13 protein-coding genes are annotated in these 16306 nt (G+C 45.6%); all 13 read right to left on the bottom strand.

Features of this window, described 5'->3' with window-relative positions; all coding sequences use genetic code 11:
- Positions 1 to 11 precede the first annotated feature (11 nt).
- The 13 genes from ACFPK9_RS14660 to ACFPK9_RS14600 all read right to left on the bottom strand — a co-directional run bounded on the left by ACFPK9_RS14660 (position 12) and on the right by ACFPK9_RS14600 (position 16299).
- Positions 12 to 1523 carry an alpha-L-fucosidase gene (locus ACFPK9_RS14660; RefSeq protein WP_377095932.1) on the bottom strand — a complete coding sequence of 504 codons (1512 nt, stop codon included), beginning with the start codon at positions 1521 to 1523 and terminating at the stop codon, positions 12 to 14.
- A 172-nt stretch (positions 1524 to 1695) separates the two neighbouring features.
- Positions 1696 to 3894 (bottom strand): DUF7133 domain-containing protein, encoded by a 2199-nt coding sequence (locus ACFPK9_RS14655; RefSeq protein ID WP_377095929.1) that lies wholly within the window; start codon positions 3892 to 3894, stop codon positions 1696 to 1698.
- A gap of 897 nt (positions 3895 to 4791) precedes the next feature.
- The gene (locus ACFPK9_RS14650; RefSeq protein ID WP_377095927.1) at positions 4792 to 5745 is read right to left on the bottom strand and encodes an alpha/beta hydrolase; all 954 of its coding nucleotides are present in this window, start codon (positions 5743 to 5745) and stop codon (positions 4792 to 4794) included.
- A gap of 242 nt (positions 5746 to 5987) precedes the next feature.
- Positions 5988 to 7355 carry an ammonium transporter gene (locus ACFPK9_RS14645; protein ID WP_377095924.1) on the bottom strand — a complete coding sequence of 456 codons (1368 nt, stop codon included), beginning with the start codon at positions 7353 to 7355 and terminating at the stop codon, positions 5988 to 5990.
- A gap of 19 nt (positions 7356 to 7374) precedes the next feature.
- On the bottom strand, positions 7375 to 8010 hold the full coding sequence (locus ACFPK9_RS14640; protein WP_377095921.1) for a hypothetical protein: 636 nt from the start codon (positions 8008 to 8010) through the stop codon (positions 7375 to 7377).
- Positions 8011 to 8015: 5 nt separating this feature from the next.
- Positions 8016 to 8210, bottom strand: a complete 195-nt coding sequence (locus tag ACFPK9_RS14635; protein ID WP_377095918.1) for a hypothetical protein — start codon at positions 8208 to 8210, stop codon at positions 8016 to 8018.
- 1 nt (position 8211) lies between these two features.
- Positions 8212 to 8601, bottom strand: a complete 390-nt coding sequence (locus ACFPK9_RS14630) for a hypothetical protein (protein ID WP_377095916.1) — start codon at positions 8599 to 8601, stop codon at positions 8212 to 8214.
- 7 nt (positions 8602 to 8608) lie between these two features.
- On the bottom strand, positions 8609 to 9097 hold the full coding sequence (locus ACFPK9_RS14625; protein ID WP_377095913.1) for a chemotaxis protein CheX: 489 nt from the start codon (positions 9095 to 9097) through the stop codon (positions 8609 to 8611).
- Between the two features lie 15 nt (positions 9098 to 9112).
- Entirely contained in the window at positions 9113 to 9724 is a 612-nt protein-coding gene (locus tag ACFPK9_RS14620; protein WP_377095910.1) for a response regulator transcription factor, read from the bottom strand.
- On the bottom strand, positions 9724 to 11484 hold the full coding sequence (locus tag ACFPK9_RS14615) for an ATP-binding protein (RefSeq protein WP_377095907.1): 1761 nt from the start codon (positions 11482 to 11484) through the stop codon (positions 9724 to 9726). The genes ACFPK9_RS14620 and ACFPK9_RS14615 overlap by 1 nt, the downstream gene beginning before the upstream one ends.
- Before the next feature lie 690 nt (positions 11485 to 12174).
- On the bottom strand, positions 12175 to 12990 hold the full coding sequence (locus ACFPK9_RS14610) for an SDR family oxidoreductase (protein ID WP_377095905.1): 816 nt from the start codon (positions 12988 to 12990) through the stop codon (positions 12175 to 12177).
- A gap of 226 nt (positions 12991 to 13216) precedes the next feature.
- Positions 13217 to 14731, bottom strand: coding sequence for an arylsulfatase (locus ACFPK9_RS14605; protein WP_377095902.1), 1515 nt, complete (start codon positions 14729 to 14731; stop codon positions 13217 to 13219).
- Between the two features lie 47 nt (positions 14732 to 14778).
- Entirely contained in the window at positions 14779 to 16299 is a 1521-nt protein-coding gene (locus ACFPK9_RS14600) for a sulfatase-like hydrolase/transferase (RefSeq protein WP_377095899.1), read from the bottom strand.
- Between the last annotated feature and the right edge of the window lie 7 nt (positions 16300 to 16306).

The raw sequence follows: 16306 nt of genomic DNA, 5'->3' as shown, positions 1-16306 counted from the left end.
CTTTTGGCCTCTTACTTGAGCTCCACTCGGAAACCATTCACAATTTCTCCTGGCAGCTTGTTAGGTAACTTAATTTTAAGGCCCTCACTATCGCGCTGCCAATCCATTTTCTCATCACTTCCCAGCAAGCTTACTGAGGAGATCTCATCTTCGAGCTCGCCACCTTCTGCAAGGCTTTTGATTAATATATCATCATTAGGAGGAGCGAGAACAAAGGCATAGAGCTCCCCGTCATTAGTGGTGAAGCGAATGTCTTCTTGAGAAAATTTCTTATGGTTTTCCCCCTGTCTCCCATCCTTCACTTCTAACGGACCTTCACCAAAAATCTTCCAAGGTCGCGAACCATAGATCCCTTCACCATTAATGCGGAGGAAATCTCCCATTCCTTCGAGATAAACCGCTTGGTTTTCAGGCAATGTGCCATCGCCACGTAGAGCGACGTTCATCATCACCACTCCATTCTTACTGATAGCATCGACAGCATTGCCGACCATCACAGGGACGCTCATCCTGTTCTTTTGATCCTTACGATAGTACCATCCACCAGAAACGTCTGTCGCCCACATCCAGGGTTCCTCACGGATATCAGCTGAACCACCGCGCTCTAAATTGTAGGTGAAAGCACGAGGATCGAGTTTGCCATTTTTACAAGAGAACACGACAGTTTGCTTCCCATCATTTTCTTCCAAGTCACGATTGATGTAATCTGAAAACAGTTTCACGCCGAGCCCCTTACCCCGCTTTTCATCGGGATACGGAGCGTCGTTATTAAACATATCTGGATCATATTTTTCAATAATTTCCCAACAACGATCATACCAATGCTGATTCCAGCTATCTTGGCTGGCGTACATCTTCGGATCGTAGTTCATGTTAAATAACTTCGACTCCAGCGTGCCCGGTGTTTGGTATTGGCGTGCCGTATTGAAAAAACGCGGAGACCAATAGAGATGGGTCGAAACCCCAAACTTCATTCCGTTCTTTTTCGCGGCGTCTTTCCATTCTTGCAAGGTGTCGCGCTTCGGCCCCATATCCACCGAGTTCCACGGGTGAGACGAATCATACATGTCGAAATTATCATGGTGACAACCGAGCGGCATGATGAAGTTCGCTCCATTGTCTTTAAAAAATTTCGCTAAAGCCTCAGGATCCCATTTCTCGCCTTTGAATAAAGGCACTAGATCTTCGTAACCAAACTCAGAAGGTGGCCCGTAGCGCTCAGCATGGAAAGCCGCGAGCTTCTCGGTCATCTCTAACTGTCCACCAGTCTCGCCATCATTTGGACCATACATCCGGCGACCGTAATGCGAACCGTCGTTTGGGCGATTCTCGTCGACCGATGAAGGAACTCCCCAGTGCACCCAAATCCCAAACTTACCATCTTGCAGCCACGTCGGTACTTGATAGTTCTCAGCCATCGAGTCCCAAGTGGGCTCAATGGGGGCGGCATTCACATTGCTCGCACCTACTATGAGAAAAGCGAGAGCGCTTAGTTTAGATTTTCCTACAAATTTCATTTTCATCGATTTTTAAAACTGACTGACTCGCCATTCTATGCACTGTCATTCGCTTTCTCTACATATAAAGAAAAACGCTCTGTGTATAGAATGCTCGACCTTTGGTCACTAGTTACCAGAGGAAACGCTTTCCTCTTTCATCAAGGACAGCATCAGCTGTAAGCAAACGAACTCGTCATTATTTTGCAAGCTCTTCAAGCGTCCAAGGCTTGTTGCGTTTACGATTATATTTGCGTGTTTTGCCCACTTCTTTATCAGTGATGATAGACTCCTCATTGCCCCAAGAATTGCGGATATAGGAGAGAACCGAGGCAATATATTGGTCATCATGCGCCGCTAAGGCCTCCATCGCACCTGGATACGTTTTACCATCCACTGGACCAGTCAACCCATGTAGCGCAATTTTAATCAAAGTGTCTTTATCACCCAAAACACGTGCTGAGCCAGCCAATGGCGGCGCAAGCGTGGTATCCGTCCCCGCCATTGGAGCTCCTTCACCATTGGCTCCATGACAAGCGAAGCAAAGCGCAGCGTAATGCTTCTCTCCCTCTTGCATCGTTTTCTCGAAATAAGGTCCTTTCCCCTTCATTGCAGCCGCACGATCTCTAGCCTCTTGTGCTGCTTTCTGATCGCGAGCCCACTGCTCTAGGTAATGCTCTACCATTTCGGTGCCTTTGTGCTTCTCATAAAATTTCTCGAGATAAGGTCCTGCGGTCGCTCTTGGCCCAAAAGTCTTCATGCTTAACAAGGCTTGAGTCAACAACTCCGGTGATTCCGAGTGAGTATAGATCTTCTCGTAAAGATCAATCAGCTCAGTATTACCTTCGGCTAGCCATGGATCTGAAACTCGTAAAGCATGCACAGCAAATCGAGAATCTTTCGAGCGAATCAATGGTAAAATATAATCGAGATCTAAAGCCTGTAAGCCTTCTAAAGTCCACAGAACTTCTATCTTCGCCTGAGTATTATCTGTCTTCTCTAACGCAGCCTTAAGCTTAGGGACAATGCTCTGATCATTTCGGAGTATCAGCACTTTCCTCGCCGTGCTACGCATCCAGCCATTGGTGTGACCAAGGTAAGGAATCAATTCCGCTGAGGACTTCTTTAACATTTCAGGTCGGGTGAACTTTTTAGTATAGTCTTCTGGAACTAACCGGTAAATACGACCATTCTTGACCGTCTCTGCCAAACCATATTTATCAATGACTTCACGTAAGTATGAACCTTTTTTAGTCCAATTACCTTCTTGGATGATGCCACGGTACATATCGACAATGTACAGAGCTCCATCCGGTCCAGTCTTGATATTCACCGGTCTAAAATTCGCATCAGCAGAACGCATAAACTCGGACTGAGGGTAAGCATTTTGCATCTGCTTAAATCCTTGCGAGGTATCGACTTTTGCCATGCGCACCAATCTTCCAACGGGCTCCGCCACCAAGTAATTCCCGTAAAATTCAGGCATCAATTCACCGCGATACACCCCATGTCCGCACGCACCAGTCACATGGTTGAGCGTATTGTCCTCACGTAGACGACGGCGACCTCCTTGGGTGTCAGGAATATTATCAATAGGCCACACAGCGTTGAAATTTTTCTCTAACTCATTTGGAAATGTACTCTTAGTGTAAACCACAGGGTTCTGGAAATATTGGAAACTCTTTTCACCTCCAGAAAGTGCTGCAGCAAAATTGCCGTCGTCATCGTGATCCAAGCCCCACTGCGCTATGATATTCCCCCTCTTGTCTTCAATCACTTCTCCATCCACGATTCTTAAACGTTCGCTACCTTTGGTGAAATAAATCCAGTTATCTATATTCCAAATCATCCCGCTCGCCTGATGTTCTAGGTTCCCCTTTCGTGGTCCGCCTTTATACCAGATTTTTTTCTCATCCGCTGTTCCATCTCCATTGGTATCCCTGTACGCGTAAATATCTAAAGTATCAGTTTCACAAATAAGAATCCGGTCATCGAGAGGGAGAATCATCCTCGGAAGCATTAAACCATCGGCAAACACGGTCGACTTATCAATCTTCCCATCGCCATCGGTGTCGACCAGTTTCATCACACGACTAGTTTTGTCGTACTGGTCAGTACCATCGGCATCCTTCATGTAAGTAGACATCTCAATAACGTACATATCGCCGTTCGCATCCCATACACAATCAACAGGCTCCATGATCGTGGGCTCGGATACGACTAATTCAAGCTTGTACCCCTTCGGAACTTCAATGGACTTCATCGCCTCCTCTGGACTCAATGGTTGAACTAACTTCTGCAGCTCCTCTGGGCTCATTTGCTCCCATTCGTCACCAGTAATTTCTTTGGCTGAAACCGAGCTGATGGCTAAACATGAAACGAGTAAGGTCTTAATCATAGGAAATATATCTGGCGTGAATTGATCTGTGGATTTTTGAAACCTCGAGCTACCCACTCGAACTCCGTAATAGTACACAGTAGACCATCTGTCATTCTGCGCACTTTAATATCGTTATTCATCACTACGAAGTAGAAAAGCTCATATATCATATCTCACCATCGAATTCGCTATATAATACAAATAACTTCGTAATAAATCACATACAGAGTCGCTCAGAAAAAGTCTTCACCACATTCCAAGCATTAATCCCCAAGTCTATTCTAGGTCTGGGCGATCAGAAGGATCGACTCCTCCATTGAGCTTTTGATAAAAGCAAGCCCCTTGATTTGTACGTTTCCTTCGCTGCCCTGCTTCATAACAATTGCGATGTATCCTTTATAATACCATTTGAGTGTATAGATTGTCGGAATGGCGGTGTTAATTTGGCCTTCATCTCAAGGCATGACGAAGGATTGTAGCAGGCTACATGACTGAGGAAAAACGCAGAAATAAAGCCGAAGTAATTCCGCTCTTTATTGTAATCAGCTCCGCTGACTAGCGTTCATATCAAACTCATCCATTCCGACAAAATAGCCGGGAGAATGGTATAAGGAACCGACGGAGTCTTATCCAAATAGTTCGCCCTTTCCGTGCCATTGACGAACACCTGAATGCGTGACCGTTGACTCGAATACGGAAGGAGCTCCAATCATTTTCTTTGACCAAGGAAACGACCTTCTCCGCGTCAACTTTGACTAAACTACCACGCCGTCTTTCATCTGTGATCGCCCCCAAGCCTCATACCATTCAACTCGCACACCAAAAGTACTGATGCACAGTAAAGACGACAGTACTTGCTTTCTACTCACCGACCACTGCTGACTTAACAGGCCAATTTAGCAAAAGCGTGTGGTCTTACTTCTTACTCTTCTGCTTTGCTCCTCGCTCAGCTTTGTAATGCTCGATTGCTTTCGCGGTCCACGCTTCAACCTCGCTCTCACCGCTGAGAAACTTGTGCTCGACCAGAAACCCATCGACCTTATTCATCACATCCTCAAAGATCTTCCTTCCGCCTTTTGAAATATGAAAGAAGCCATGCTTTTCTTTATCATAGATATGAGTAACACACTCATTCCCCGCTTTTTCCATGTCAGTTTGAAATGCTTGGATCAAAGGTAATTTGATGCAGTGGTCATCAGAACCAAAAAACACGATCGTTGGAGGTAAGCCCTCGCGGATGTTGTGATAAGGTGAAATCTCTCTCCAGTAATCCGTCACCCTGCTGTGACCGTAACCTTCAGGGCCATTGTGGTACACAGGATTAAACAACACCAATGCATCGGGAATACTGGAAACTTTGCTGTTAGGGTGAACATCAATTTGGGGACACATGCCAACAGCCGCCGCCACGTGCCCACCAGCTGATCCTCCACCCGCAGCAATCCGCTCCGGATCGACACCAATCTCCGTAGCGTGCTCCCGCACATAACGAATTGCCTCACGTCCGTCTTCAACACAATCGCGCGGAATCGCCTTTTGTTTTTTTGTCCGATACTGAGCAGAAATCGCCACCATGCCACGCGATGCTAAATATTTACTAATACCATAAAACTGATCAGGGCTGCCACCTGACCAACCACCTCCAAAGTAAAACACAATACAAGGAGTCTCGTTACTCCTCTTGTGCCCTTCAGGATAGAAAACATGAAGTTTCAAATCCATGTCAGGCTTTGGTGTGTAAAAAGTAATCAGTTCATCAGGCTTATAGCCGAGAGTCCAACTGTACTTCTCTCTCGCTACTTTGTCCGACTGAGCGTGGATAGCACCTGTAAGTAGTAGAGTAAGTGTGAATAGTAAAAAATATTTCATATGCTTGCTTGGGCTAGTACCCAGATCTCATTGCTAAGCTCTGTACAACTTATTCAGCGCCTTGAACGAGGTCTGCCTCCCCCCCTTTCACATAGATCTGTGAGAGACATTACGCATCTTAAGAACAAACTATTACATCTTTTGCTCAACAAAATAAGCCAGGCACCGCATTTACGCGGTGCCTGGCAACCTACAACTCATATTCTATCCTACGAGATTATGATAAATTCATCGAAGCTCCGCTAATCAAGTTCCCCGGCAACATTTGTTGAAAACTCTGGGTAGGCACTCGATGCATGTTCTGCAAAGTCGAGACCAATAGCTTCTTCATCCTCTGAAGTACGAATTCCAATCGTCATTCCAATCAGTTTAAAAGTAAGGAATGAAACTCCGAAAGCATATGCACTGATGATAAAAGTTCCGAGCGTTTGTACCCAAAGCTGATTATAACTAAACCCACCTTCATGAAAGATCGCTACAGCAATTGTCCCCCAAACACCTGCACCTAGATGGACAGGAACAGCTCCCACTACATCATCGAGCTTGGCCTTAAGTAAAAGCAACTCCACGAAGATAGCTACAATCCCACCTATCAAACCGATCAACACCGCAGATATCGGAGTCACATTCGCACAACCAGCAGTAATCGCGGCACAGCCAGCTAAAATACCATTCAGCAATGCTGAAGGACTCGGGCGCCCTTGAATTCCCCAATAACAAATCATTCCACTCAAACCTCCCGCACAGCCAGCGAGAAGAGTATTGAAGGTGATTCGGCCAACAGAAGCGTTAATCTCTAATGCAGAACCCCCATTGAAACCAAACCAACCAAACCAAAGAATTAAAGTCCCCAAAGCCACTAGTGGCTTATTATGACCAGATACCAGTTTGGGTGTTCCATCTTCAGCAAACCGCCCCTTCCTTGCACCAATCACTATAATTCCAGCCAAAGCCGCAGCTCCACCCACTGCATGAACCACTGTCGATCCAGCAAAATCAATGAATCCCATATCTGCGAGCCATCCACCTGAGGACTCGCTGCTTTCAGCTACATAACCGAATCCTTCCACTAGGCCGCCTGATAAATTCCCCCAAGCCCAGTGTCCACTGATCGGATAGATCAATCCTGATAGCACAGCTGAGAAGACCAGATAGCCCATGAACTTAGCTCTTTCAGCTAATGCTCCTGAAACAATAGTCGCAGCCGTACCCACGAACATTGATTGGAACAGAAGAAACATCCAAATCGGTGAATCCACTGAAAAATCCGAAATCCATGGAAGTTCTGTACCAAACCAACCGGTCTTCGACGCTCCAAACATGATCCCGAAACCAATCACAAAATACAAAATGACAGCTACGCAAATATCCGTCGCATTCTTCATCACCACATTTAAGCAGCTCTTCGACCGTGCATAACCTAGCTCTAACAGACAGAACCCAGCCTGCATCAAAAAAACCATCCCAGCACACACAAACACAAACAATAAGTTCATATCTAAGGTAATAGAATCAGCAGCAGACTCTGATACCTGCGCTACTGCTTCAGCTGTAGCTTCCTGAGCAATCGCTGCAGACGACATCATAAGCATGATAAGTAAATATCTCATAATCATTATAAATAGTTTGTTAGTTAACTGTTAGTTTAGACACATTTTCTTCAAATATCTTTCGGAAGGCATCCTTCTTACTCTTATCAGGAATCCCTTCTGCAATTCGGTTTGCGGCTTGGCGGGCCTCACCAACTGTCCTTGGTTCTATCCCCTTCAATTGTCTCCGAATAAAAATATCAACCTGTGAGGCATGGAGGACCCGAGTTAGCTCAGAGCTCGCCACATCAATAAATTCATCCCAGCGAGTGAACTCAGAATCCTCTAAATTCACTTCTTCTTCAGCGGCTGGCTTAGCCTCTAAAACGTTAAAGATAACTGGAGCTTGTAGTAATTCTAAAGTCGCTTTGAGCGCCATACGCCTACCACCTTCGACTAGTTCATCCAAATAGGGGAACTCTGAAGCCATAACAAAGCCCACAAGACAGGCTTTGAGCTTAATCAATAGCACCGTGCCATTTGTATAACCAAAAACCAATGAATCAACCTCTCGATCAGCCCCCTTATAGTTTTCCACTGCCGAAACACCAAAAGTGCTTAACCTAAGTGCAATGTCCTGGTCCAGGCCCTCTGTGACATGCGTCACCCCTCTCCCTTTCTGTACCCAACCTCCTAGTAAGTTGTTTGCATCAACACACTGTTGTAACTCAGCCATTAAACTCATACTTCAAAAATACTATTTAAGGTTAAATGAGCCCCCACTTGTGCCGTGCTCGAAACGTGATCCACCAACATAACAGAACCACCTTCTGATATCCCACAGAATTTGACTTCTCCAAAGTCAACTAACCCCAACAACTCCTTAGCTAACAAGCTTAGTCGTTCACCTTCATCTCTCACTTCTTGTTCATCCATATTAATTGATTTCTATCAGTTCATCCACTTCGACCTCGACCACTACATTCTCGCTCACACTTGGCTCTATACCCTTGCTTTGAGATCTCTCTGGAAGAGGGGTTTCACTGGCTACCTTCGCTAAATCACTACTAGAAAACTCCACTAACTGCGTGCGATCCTCAATCAGCCCCATTGAGCACAAGCTATTCAGAAAATGAGAAGACTCATTGGGAAGCAACGCAGATATTTCTGTGAACTCAGCAACGCTAAAAGACCCTCCCCTCAACTTAATCAATGCCTTCCACAACTCCTGAGTTAACTTCAATCTCGAGTTGAACAGTGATTCTCCAGCATAATAAACTCTTGCTGACATTGGAGTTTCCACCTCTAAAACATTTCTATTAGACATAACTATTTTAAATACCCAGTATAAGGTGACACTTGAATTCCTTCCAAGTAATGGGAAGCACTAGACCCGTTGTATTGTCTGGAAGCATCACTGGCTCACCAGGTGACTTTATAACAACTGGAGTTGAAATTAGAAAATGCTCACCTAGATAGTTCCGCACATTTCCTGCCACAATGTTTGCCATTTCTCCGGCATAATCTTGACGAAGCGCTTCTGCATTCTGCGACTCCCCCCCCTCCTGATAAATATCTGAAAACTGCGTATTCAGTACTGTAGATAGAAGCCCCTCACTCATTGTCCAATAGACAGCTCCCTTTTCGGAACCCGAGACGGCTATCACACCAGTATAGTCTGAATGCTCAAAGTCCTCAAAAAGATAAGGAGCTCCGATCTCAGCTTCTTCATCGCAAGTTTGCTTAAAAAAATTCCAAACGGACCAGATAAAGAAACGTGCGTTATCTTCCACAAACCCTTTTCGTTGAATCATTGTATCCATAACCAAAATCCATTGTTAATGATTCAACTTATGCATCTGCACATAAGTACTACTAAAAGGCTTAATCTTCCTCGTTGAATCCGTCTCGTGTTTGAACTTCTTCCCAAACTGAGGAGGGCTAACAAAACCAGAAGGGTATTGATGCGCGCTAGGTCTGGGCAAAGCACTTTTCGCAGGCTTCTCAACTAGCGAGACTCTAGAATGGGCGATCGTATTTTTTAGCTTCAGCCTTTCGCTCACAACTGAAGCCGCCTGCTCTTGCGGCTTCCTGTCTTGAATTAAATCATCTAACGCCTCCTTCAAATCACTAGTATCAAATGGCTTACAAATGAACTGGTGTGCTCCTCGCTTCAAAGCCTGAATAGCGGTATGACTATCTGCTAGCGCTGAAACAATTAAGATCGAAGCTGATGAATCCATTTCTAACATTTCAGACATCGCGGCCAGTCCGTCCATATGGGGCATCGTAATATCCAAAGTGACCACTTCAGGCTGAAAACATTTAAACGCTTGCACTGCTTCTAAACCATTCGATGCGGTCTCGAATTCTGTGAAAATACTCCCTTGATAAGCATTTGCTATAGCCTCGCGCATCATCAACGAATCATCGACTACTAATAACTTCATTAAATCACCTCCTCCAATACGTTCGCAGTTTTACTTACTGGAAATTCACATTTCAACAACATGTAATGCCCCTTGGAGAAGGCCATATTCAGCTTTCCTCCTAAAGTATCATTCACTGTGTGCTTTATCACATCCATCCCCATTCCTCGGCCTGAAAGGTTTGTCTCCTCCTCTGTCGTAGAGAACCCACTTTTGAAGATCAGATTGACAGCTTCTGAACCACTCATTGATGCGGCCTCTTCCTTGGAAATCATCTCTAGCTCTACAGCTCTTTGCTTTATAGATGCAAGATCCAAGCCTGCACCATCATCCCTAACACTCAGTTCATACTGATCAGGAAATTCAATAGACGGTCTACAAACAACCGTAATTAATCCTGCTTCTATTTTACCAGCTTTGAGTCTTTCCATGGGTCTCTCAATACCGTGTGCGATCGAGTTCCTTATTGACTGAGTAATCACACTCATAAGTGTCGCAATTTGTTCCTCCGACAAGTCATCCATCGTAATGTCTGTGATGACATTCACTTTCTTTCCTACTACAGCAGCGTTCTCACGTGCAAACTCGCTCAACTGTAGACTATATTCACAAGCCTCAGTTTCTAAGCTATCATTAATCACAGGCTTTCGTACGAATTCTTGGAAAATAGATGCAGACACATTCTTATAAGTAACCAACTGTGTTTTCAATGAAGCCAAGTGCATCAGCGCGCCTAATAACTTGTCGCCAGTTAGGTCTCCACTACCTCGTAACTCAGACAACTGACTTTCAATACTGTGAGCTAAATCAACAACTGATTGAAGTTTAAGCAAACTAGCATCTCCTTTAATCTTATGGATCTTACGGTAAATTTCATCAACAGTTTCCCCTGGCACACCACCGCTCTTCGACCCTAGATCCTTCAAAGTCGCATTAATGATCTCAACTTCACTTTCTGCATCTAAAATAAACGGATCTAACTTACTGTAATCAGAATTAAGAATCTCAATAATAACCACTGTCTGTCTCTCCTGCTCCTCCACATTCTTTTTTAGCTCCTTTTCGAGAATCACTGACTCTGTCAGGTCAGTCACCGATACCAATACCGCACCAACTTCATTCCCATCCATGATACGTTGAAATTTAAAACCTAACTGTTTGGCTGAAAACTTCTCTCCATTCCAATTCAGTGTTATTTCAACCTTCTTCAAAGGGTTAAATTTATCTAACTGCTTAGTAAGTGTTTTACCTTCAAATAATAACTCTAGAAAATCTGATAATGTTCGTAGCTCCTTCTCTGAGATAAGAGGTTTCATGAGTGATACAAAACTTACTCCAGCTAGAGTATCAGTCTCAAATATCTCATACATTGCTAAACTGATTTTATTTCCAATTTTATAATCAGGACCTAACAAACAAACTCCATTATCAATCGAATTAAATATAGTATCAGACTCTTCAGTAAGGCGCTGTAACTCAGCTGATTTACCTTCAATCTCCATCGCACGTAACTCCGCCTCCTCAGCACTATGCTGAAGGGATTCAAAGGCCTGCTCCAATGAAGAGTTTAATTCATCCAATCCATCCTTAGCAGCCAGCAACTCTTCATTCGCTTGCTTTTGAGCTTTACGCTCCACTTCCAATGCTGACACGTAGGACTTAATAGCCTGCTCACGCTCGCCAGCTTGCTTCATTACCTTCCCAAAGAGAAAAACAGTCAGAAAAAAGACCACAACTACACCTATTCCTAAGACAACTTTAAGATCAAAGTCACCGGCCATCCCTATACCCGTGACTAAACAAAGTGCTGTGATTATGATACACGATAACACAAACTTCCTAATAGAGGACAAGTTATATTCTGGATTAGTCGTAGTTAATTCCGATTGGGTACTCAATGTGCGTTCCATATTTATATAGTAATATAAAGTCTCATCACCCATTTAGCATGATCGATGCCAACAACCCCGTCTTTGGAAAATTATACACTATATAATCGAACGTTCGAAAAAGCCACTCTACATCCAAAAGTTTAATTCATGAAAAACTATAAATTTTATTCATACATCAAATACAACCCGTCGTACTGTGAAGCAATTTGTCCATACGACCTATACACGTGCTTTAGGAAGGTTCACTCTCATCAAAGTCAATTTCTCTCGACAGGCATCTCTATCCATGGAGCCAATGAATTGCTCTATATTTGATGTGTTCAACGGTAAGGTAACTGTCTCAACTCATGGACAGTCTCTTCACACTCCAACAGCCCACCATTTCCTTTATAAAAAGGAAGAGGCTTCAAACTCAAAACTCTCTAAAGGAAGTACATCTCATACACAACACCTTCCAGTGAAGTACTATGAATCACGGTGCCCCCCAGATAAAAAAAGAGCTTATTGATTAAGAGTAAAATCAATAAGCCACTTAAGGAGCATAACTTATGCTCTAATCAAATAGTCCACTTCCCTAGTTTACCAAGGGAGCTCTTCACCATTGTAGTACCAAAAGCGACCAGCTTGCTTTTGAGTCAGCCCTTCAATCAGTGACTTTACTTTCTGCATACTCACTTCAGGAGTAAGCTTCGCACGATCGCCACCCATGTCCGTCTTATTGTGTCCAGGTGCCACAGCAACGACAATAGAATTACCGAGCGCTTTATCGACTGACATGATTTTTACCGCGCGATTCACCGCTGTCTTACTAATTCTATAGCCATAAGCGCCAGCAGATCTCGTCTGGTTGATTATCCCTGAACGACTTGAGATCACGACGATCTTTGCCTGCTTCGACTTCTTAAGGTTAGGTATCAACCCTTGTGTTACGAAAATGGGTCCCGCCGCATTCACTGCAAAACAATCTAATACTTCGCTACGCGTCAAAGCTTTGAGAGTCGATGACTTATCCCTCTCGCTACCCAGTCCTTGAGTAGGTCCAAAGTACCCAGCATTGTGCACTAAGATATCAATAGGCTGCCCCTTGAGCGCGGCAGATAACCCTTTGATACTTTCATCCGATGTCACATCGAGCGCAAGCACCTCATCGGCTACCTCCTTCAACTCTATGGCTTTTTCAGGAGAGCGTGCCGTACCGATCACATGGTAACCATCTGCAGCAAATTGACGACTGAGTTCGAGCCCTAACCCACGATTCGCTCCCGTAATGAGCACGGTCCCCTGAGACTCTTTTACTACATCCGGTGCTGCCTTAACTTCCACACTCTCTCCTTCCGCAGCAAAACTAAAAAGCGTGGTAGAGAATAATACGATGAGAAACGATTTGATCTTCATAATTGTTTTGGGTTGTTTTTGTTCAAAGGTAAAAAAGAGTATAGCATGCTGGCCTGCGAGTTTTTTTTATGCACACACGCACCATTTTTGTCTCTCAACGAGCTAGAGCACTGCACATCAGTTCACTGGCGCCACACTATAGCGCGTTGCATAAAAACGCCAACCTTTCCTGCTCGCTCAGAGCAGTATTTGGTCTATTTTAAATGAGCTATTCTGATAGAAAAACTTACAAGCTCGGCTCTTTCCACAGAGGGATGCCAGAGCTGTCTTTCTGCGCGTTATAGTCCACGTGGTAGGGCTTTTCTTTCGCCAAGGGCACCTCTTCATTGACCATCAACGGACGCACCTCGTCCCAGAATTTCCCGTACGCTTTTTTCATCGCTTCAGCCACTTCTGGAAACTCCGCCGTCACATCCTTCGTCTGCTCAGGGTCGTTCTGCATGTCGTAAAGCACGCCCTCGACGAATCGGAATCGCTGATTGCGCACCGAGTAGTTCTTCCACTTAAAGTCGTCAGGATTCGCGCCTAGATCCCAACGCGTGACGTGCTGAAAATGCATGCGGTCTTCCCACGCTGGATTCTCTTCTAACAAAAATGGCTGCAGACTTCTCCCTTCAAACTTCTGCGAACTCGGCAGCTCAGCGCCCGCCACTGCGGCCAAGGTAGGTAGAATATCCAAGTAGGTGACCACGGTGTCCACGGTCCGACCTTCTTTGATTCCCCCCTCCCATTTCACAAAAAATGGCACGCGCACTCCGCCTTCATCCACCGTTCCCTTGAGGCCCTTCATGTCTGCATTGTAGGTCATCATGGCATTCCCACCCTTGTCTTTGCCGAGCTGCACCTGAGGTCGTCCTCCCTTTCCCTTCAAGCCACACCCCTTGGTCGTCATTCCATTGTCGGAGGTGAAAATGACCAGCGTGTTATCCGCCAGCCCCCATTCCTCTAACTTCTCAAACAACAGCCCCATGTTCAAATCGATGTGTTCAATCATCCCGTAAAAACCCGCCGCGCTCTTGTTAAAACCTAAATCTTGAAAATGCTGCTGATATTCAGGTGGAGCCACGAAAGGACTGTGTGGAGCATTCGTCGATAGATAGGCAAAGAACGGCGCATCCTGATCCTTCACTTCTTTGATCCATCCCAGCGTTGCCTTAAACAAAATATCCGTGCAGTAGCCCTTGGTTTGCACAAATGTCCCATTCTCCTTAAACACTGGATCGAAATACTTATTCTTAGGCACGTCCGCACACGATCCCTTAAATGCCTGACCGATACCACCTGCTCCATGGATAAACACCTGGTCGAAACCACGATTCTCTGGCTGATAAGGAGCCTCGTCACCCAAGTGCCATTTGCCGAAATACCCCGAGGTGTAACCAGCGGACTTCAGCACTTGTGGAATGGTGATCGCTTCGAGGTTGAGTCGCTCACGCTCAAAGATCGTGTGCGTCACACCGTTACGGATCGAGTGATTCCCCGTCATGATTCCAGCCCGGCTCGGAGCACAGGTCGATCCCATCATGAAGCGATCAAAACGAATCGACTCCGCGTGCATCTTATCCAGATTCGGCGTTTTTATCCACGGATGCCCGTGCGCTCCAACCACTGGATAACCTTGGTCATCCGTCATCACAAAAATGATGTTAGGCTTTTTCGCAGACGAAGTATTCGCTAGCAACAAGGAGGTCGAGGACGCCGCCACAAGCAGCGATGTCAGAAGAGTGAGGTGTTTTTTCATGCGTTTAGATCTATCACAGGTGAGTTCTTAGTTAGGTATTGAAAGTCTCAGTCGTGTGCGCTGCGAGCCTTCGATTTTTTTTTCTTTTTGTCGCCAAAGGGTTTACCGCCCGTCCAGGTCATCTTCTCCATCGCTTCTTTGTAGGCGGCTTCACCGAAGGCCTTACGATAGCGCTCATGGTAGGGTTTGTGCTCAGCTGGGACATTCTCTAACTCATCGTTGATCATGTAAGGACGCACGTCCTTCCACCATCCGTCGTAAGTCGTTTTTAGTGTCGAAACGATTTCTGGGTGCTGTGCCGCGATGTTCTGTTTCTGCTGTAAATCCTTCTTCAGATCGTAGAGTTCGACCTCGCCCTTCGGATTCCACACCAATTGGAAATCGCCATGGCGGATACTCGCATTCTTGTATTGATTCTCATCTGCCGATCCATCCCAGCGCGTCTTGTGCGTCACCAGATCGCGATCCGACCACTTCGCATCAGCGGACTCGAGCAAGGGCAACATATTCCGCCCATCCCAAGCTTCCCCACCGGGCACGGGCTCATCGACTTTTCCAACCAATTGGGCAAAAGTGGTATAAAGGTCCAAATGCGCAGTCGTTGCGCTGACCTCACGGCCACCCTCCAACTTTCCTTTCCAATACATGGCACAAGGAACACGACTGCCTCCTTGGTACGGGCTGGTCTTCGACCCACGTAACCTCCCAAAGGATGGCCCACCATTATCCGCAAAGTACAGAATCAGTGTGTCTTCCATCAAGGATTGCGCCTCGAGCTCCTTGAGCAATTTCCCCACATTCGCATCCAAATTCTGCAAAATCTCCTCACGCGGGTAATAGGTTCCATCGTCCTTGAGCGGTGGAATGTGCGGCCCATGCGTCACATTCGTAGGAATAAAACAGAAAAATGGCTTCCCCGCTGCATGCTGTTGGGTGATCCACTGGATCGCCTGGTCGAAGAAAAGATCGGTGCAATAGCCTTCCGTCCTGATGACCTTGTCATTGTGTAACAACACGGGGTTATTGTAATCGTTGTTAGGAAAATCAGCGGAATGCGCATAGTTTTGGCCAATGCCGCCCGCTCCGTGGATATACATTTCATCAAAGCCACGCGCATTCGGAAGATAAGCATCATCATCCCCCAAGTGCCACTTGCCAAAAATCCCTGTCGTGTAACCAGCGTCTTTCAGCACATGTGTCAAAAGCCGTTGCTCAGGATTCATGCGATCGCGCAGATTGATCGTGTGGGTGACTCCAGCATAGCACTCGTGTCTGCCAGTCAACATCGCTGCTCGGCTCGGCGCACAGGTCGGCGACACGTGAAAATCGGTCAAGCGAATCCCCTTTTCAAAAAGTGACTCGATGTGCTCAGCATAGTTCGTCTTCGCACCCAAGTGTTTCAAACCACTCGCTCCGATATCATCTGGCATGATGATCAAAATGTTGGGTCGAGACCCGGCTAGACTTTCAGCAAATGAGCTCTGCGTCCCAATCACTGATACCAGTCCAATGGCAGCAAGCACTCTAGTCCCCAATGCTTGTATTTTAGTAAAAATGGCTACTTTCATTTGAGTT

This window comes from Rubritalea spongiae, assembly GCF_042652385.1.
GTDB classification, from domain to species: domain Bacteria; phylum Verrucomicrobiota; class Verrucomicrobiia; order Verrucomicrobiales; family Akkermansiaceae; genus Rubritalea; species Rubritalea spongiae.
Note: the sequence above shows the minus strand (reverse complement) of the source record. Positions and strands in the feature narration are given on the sequence as shown.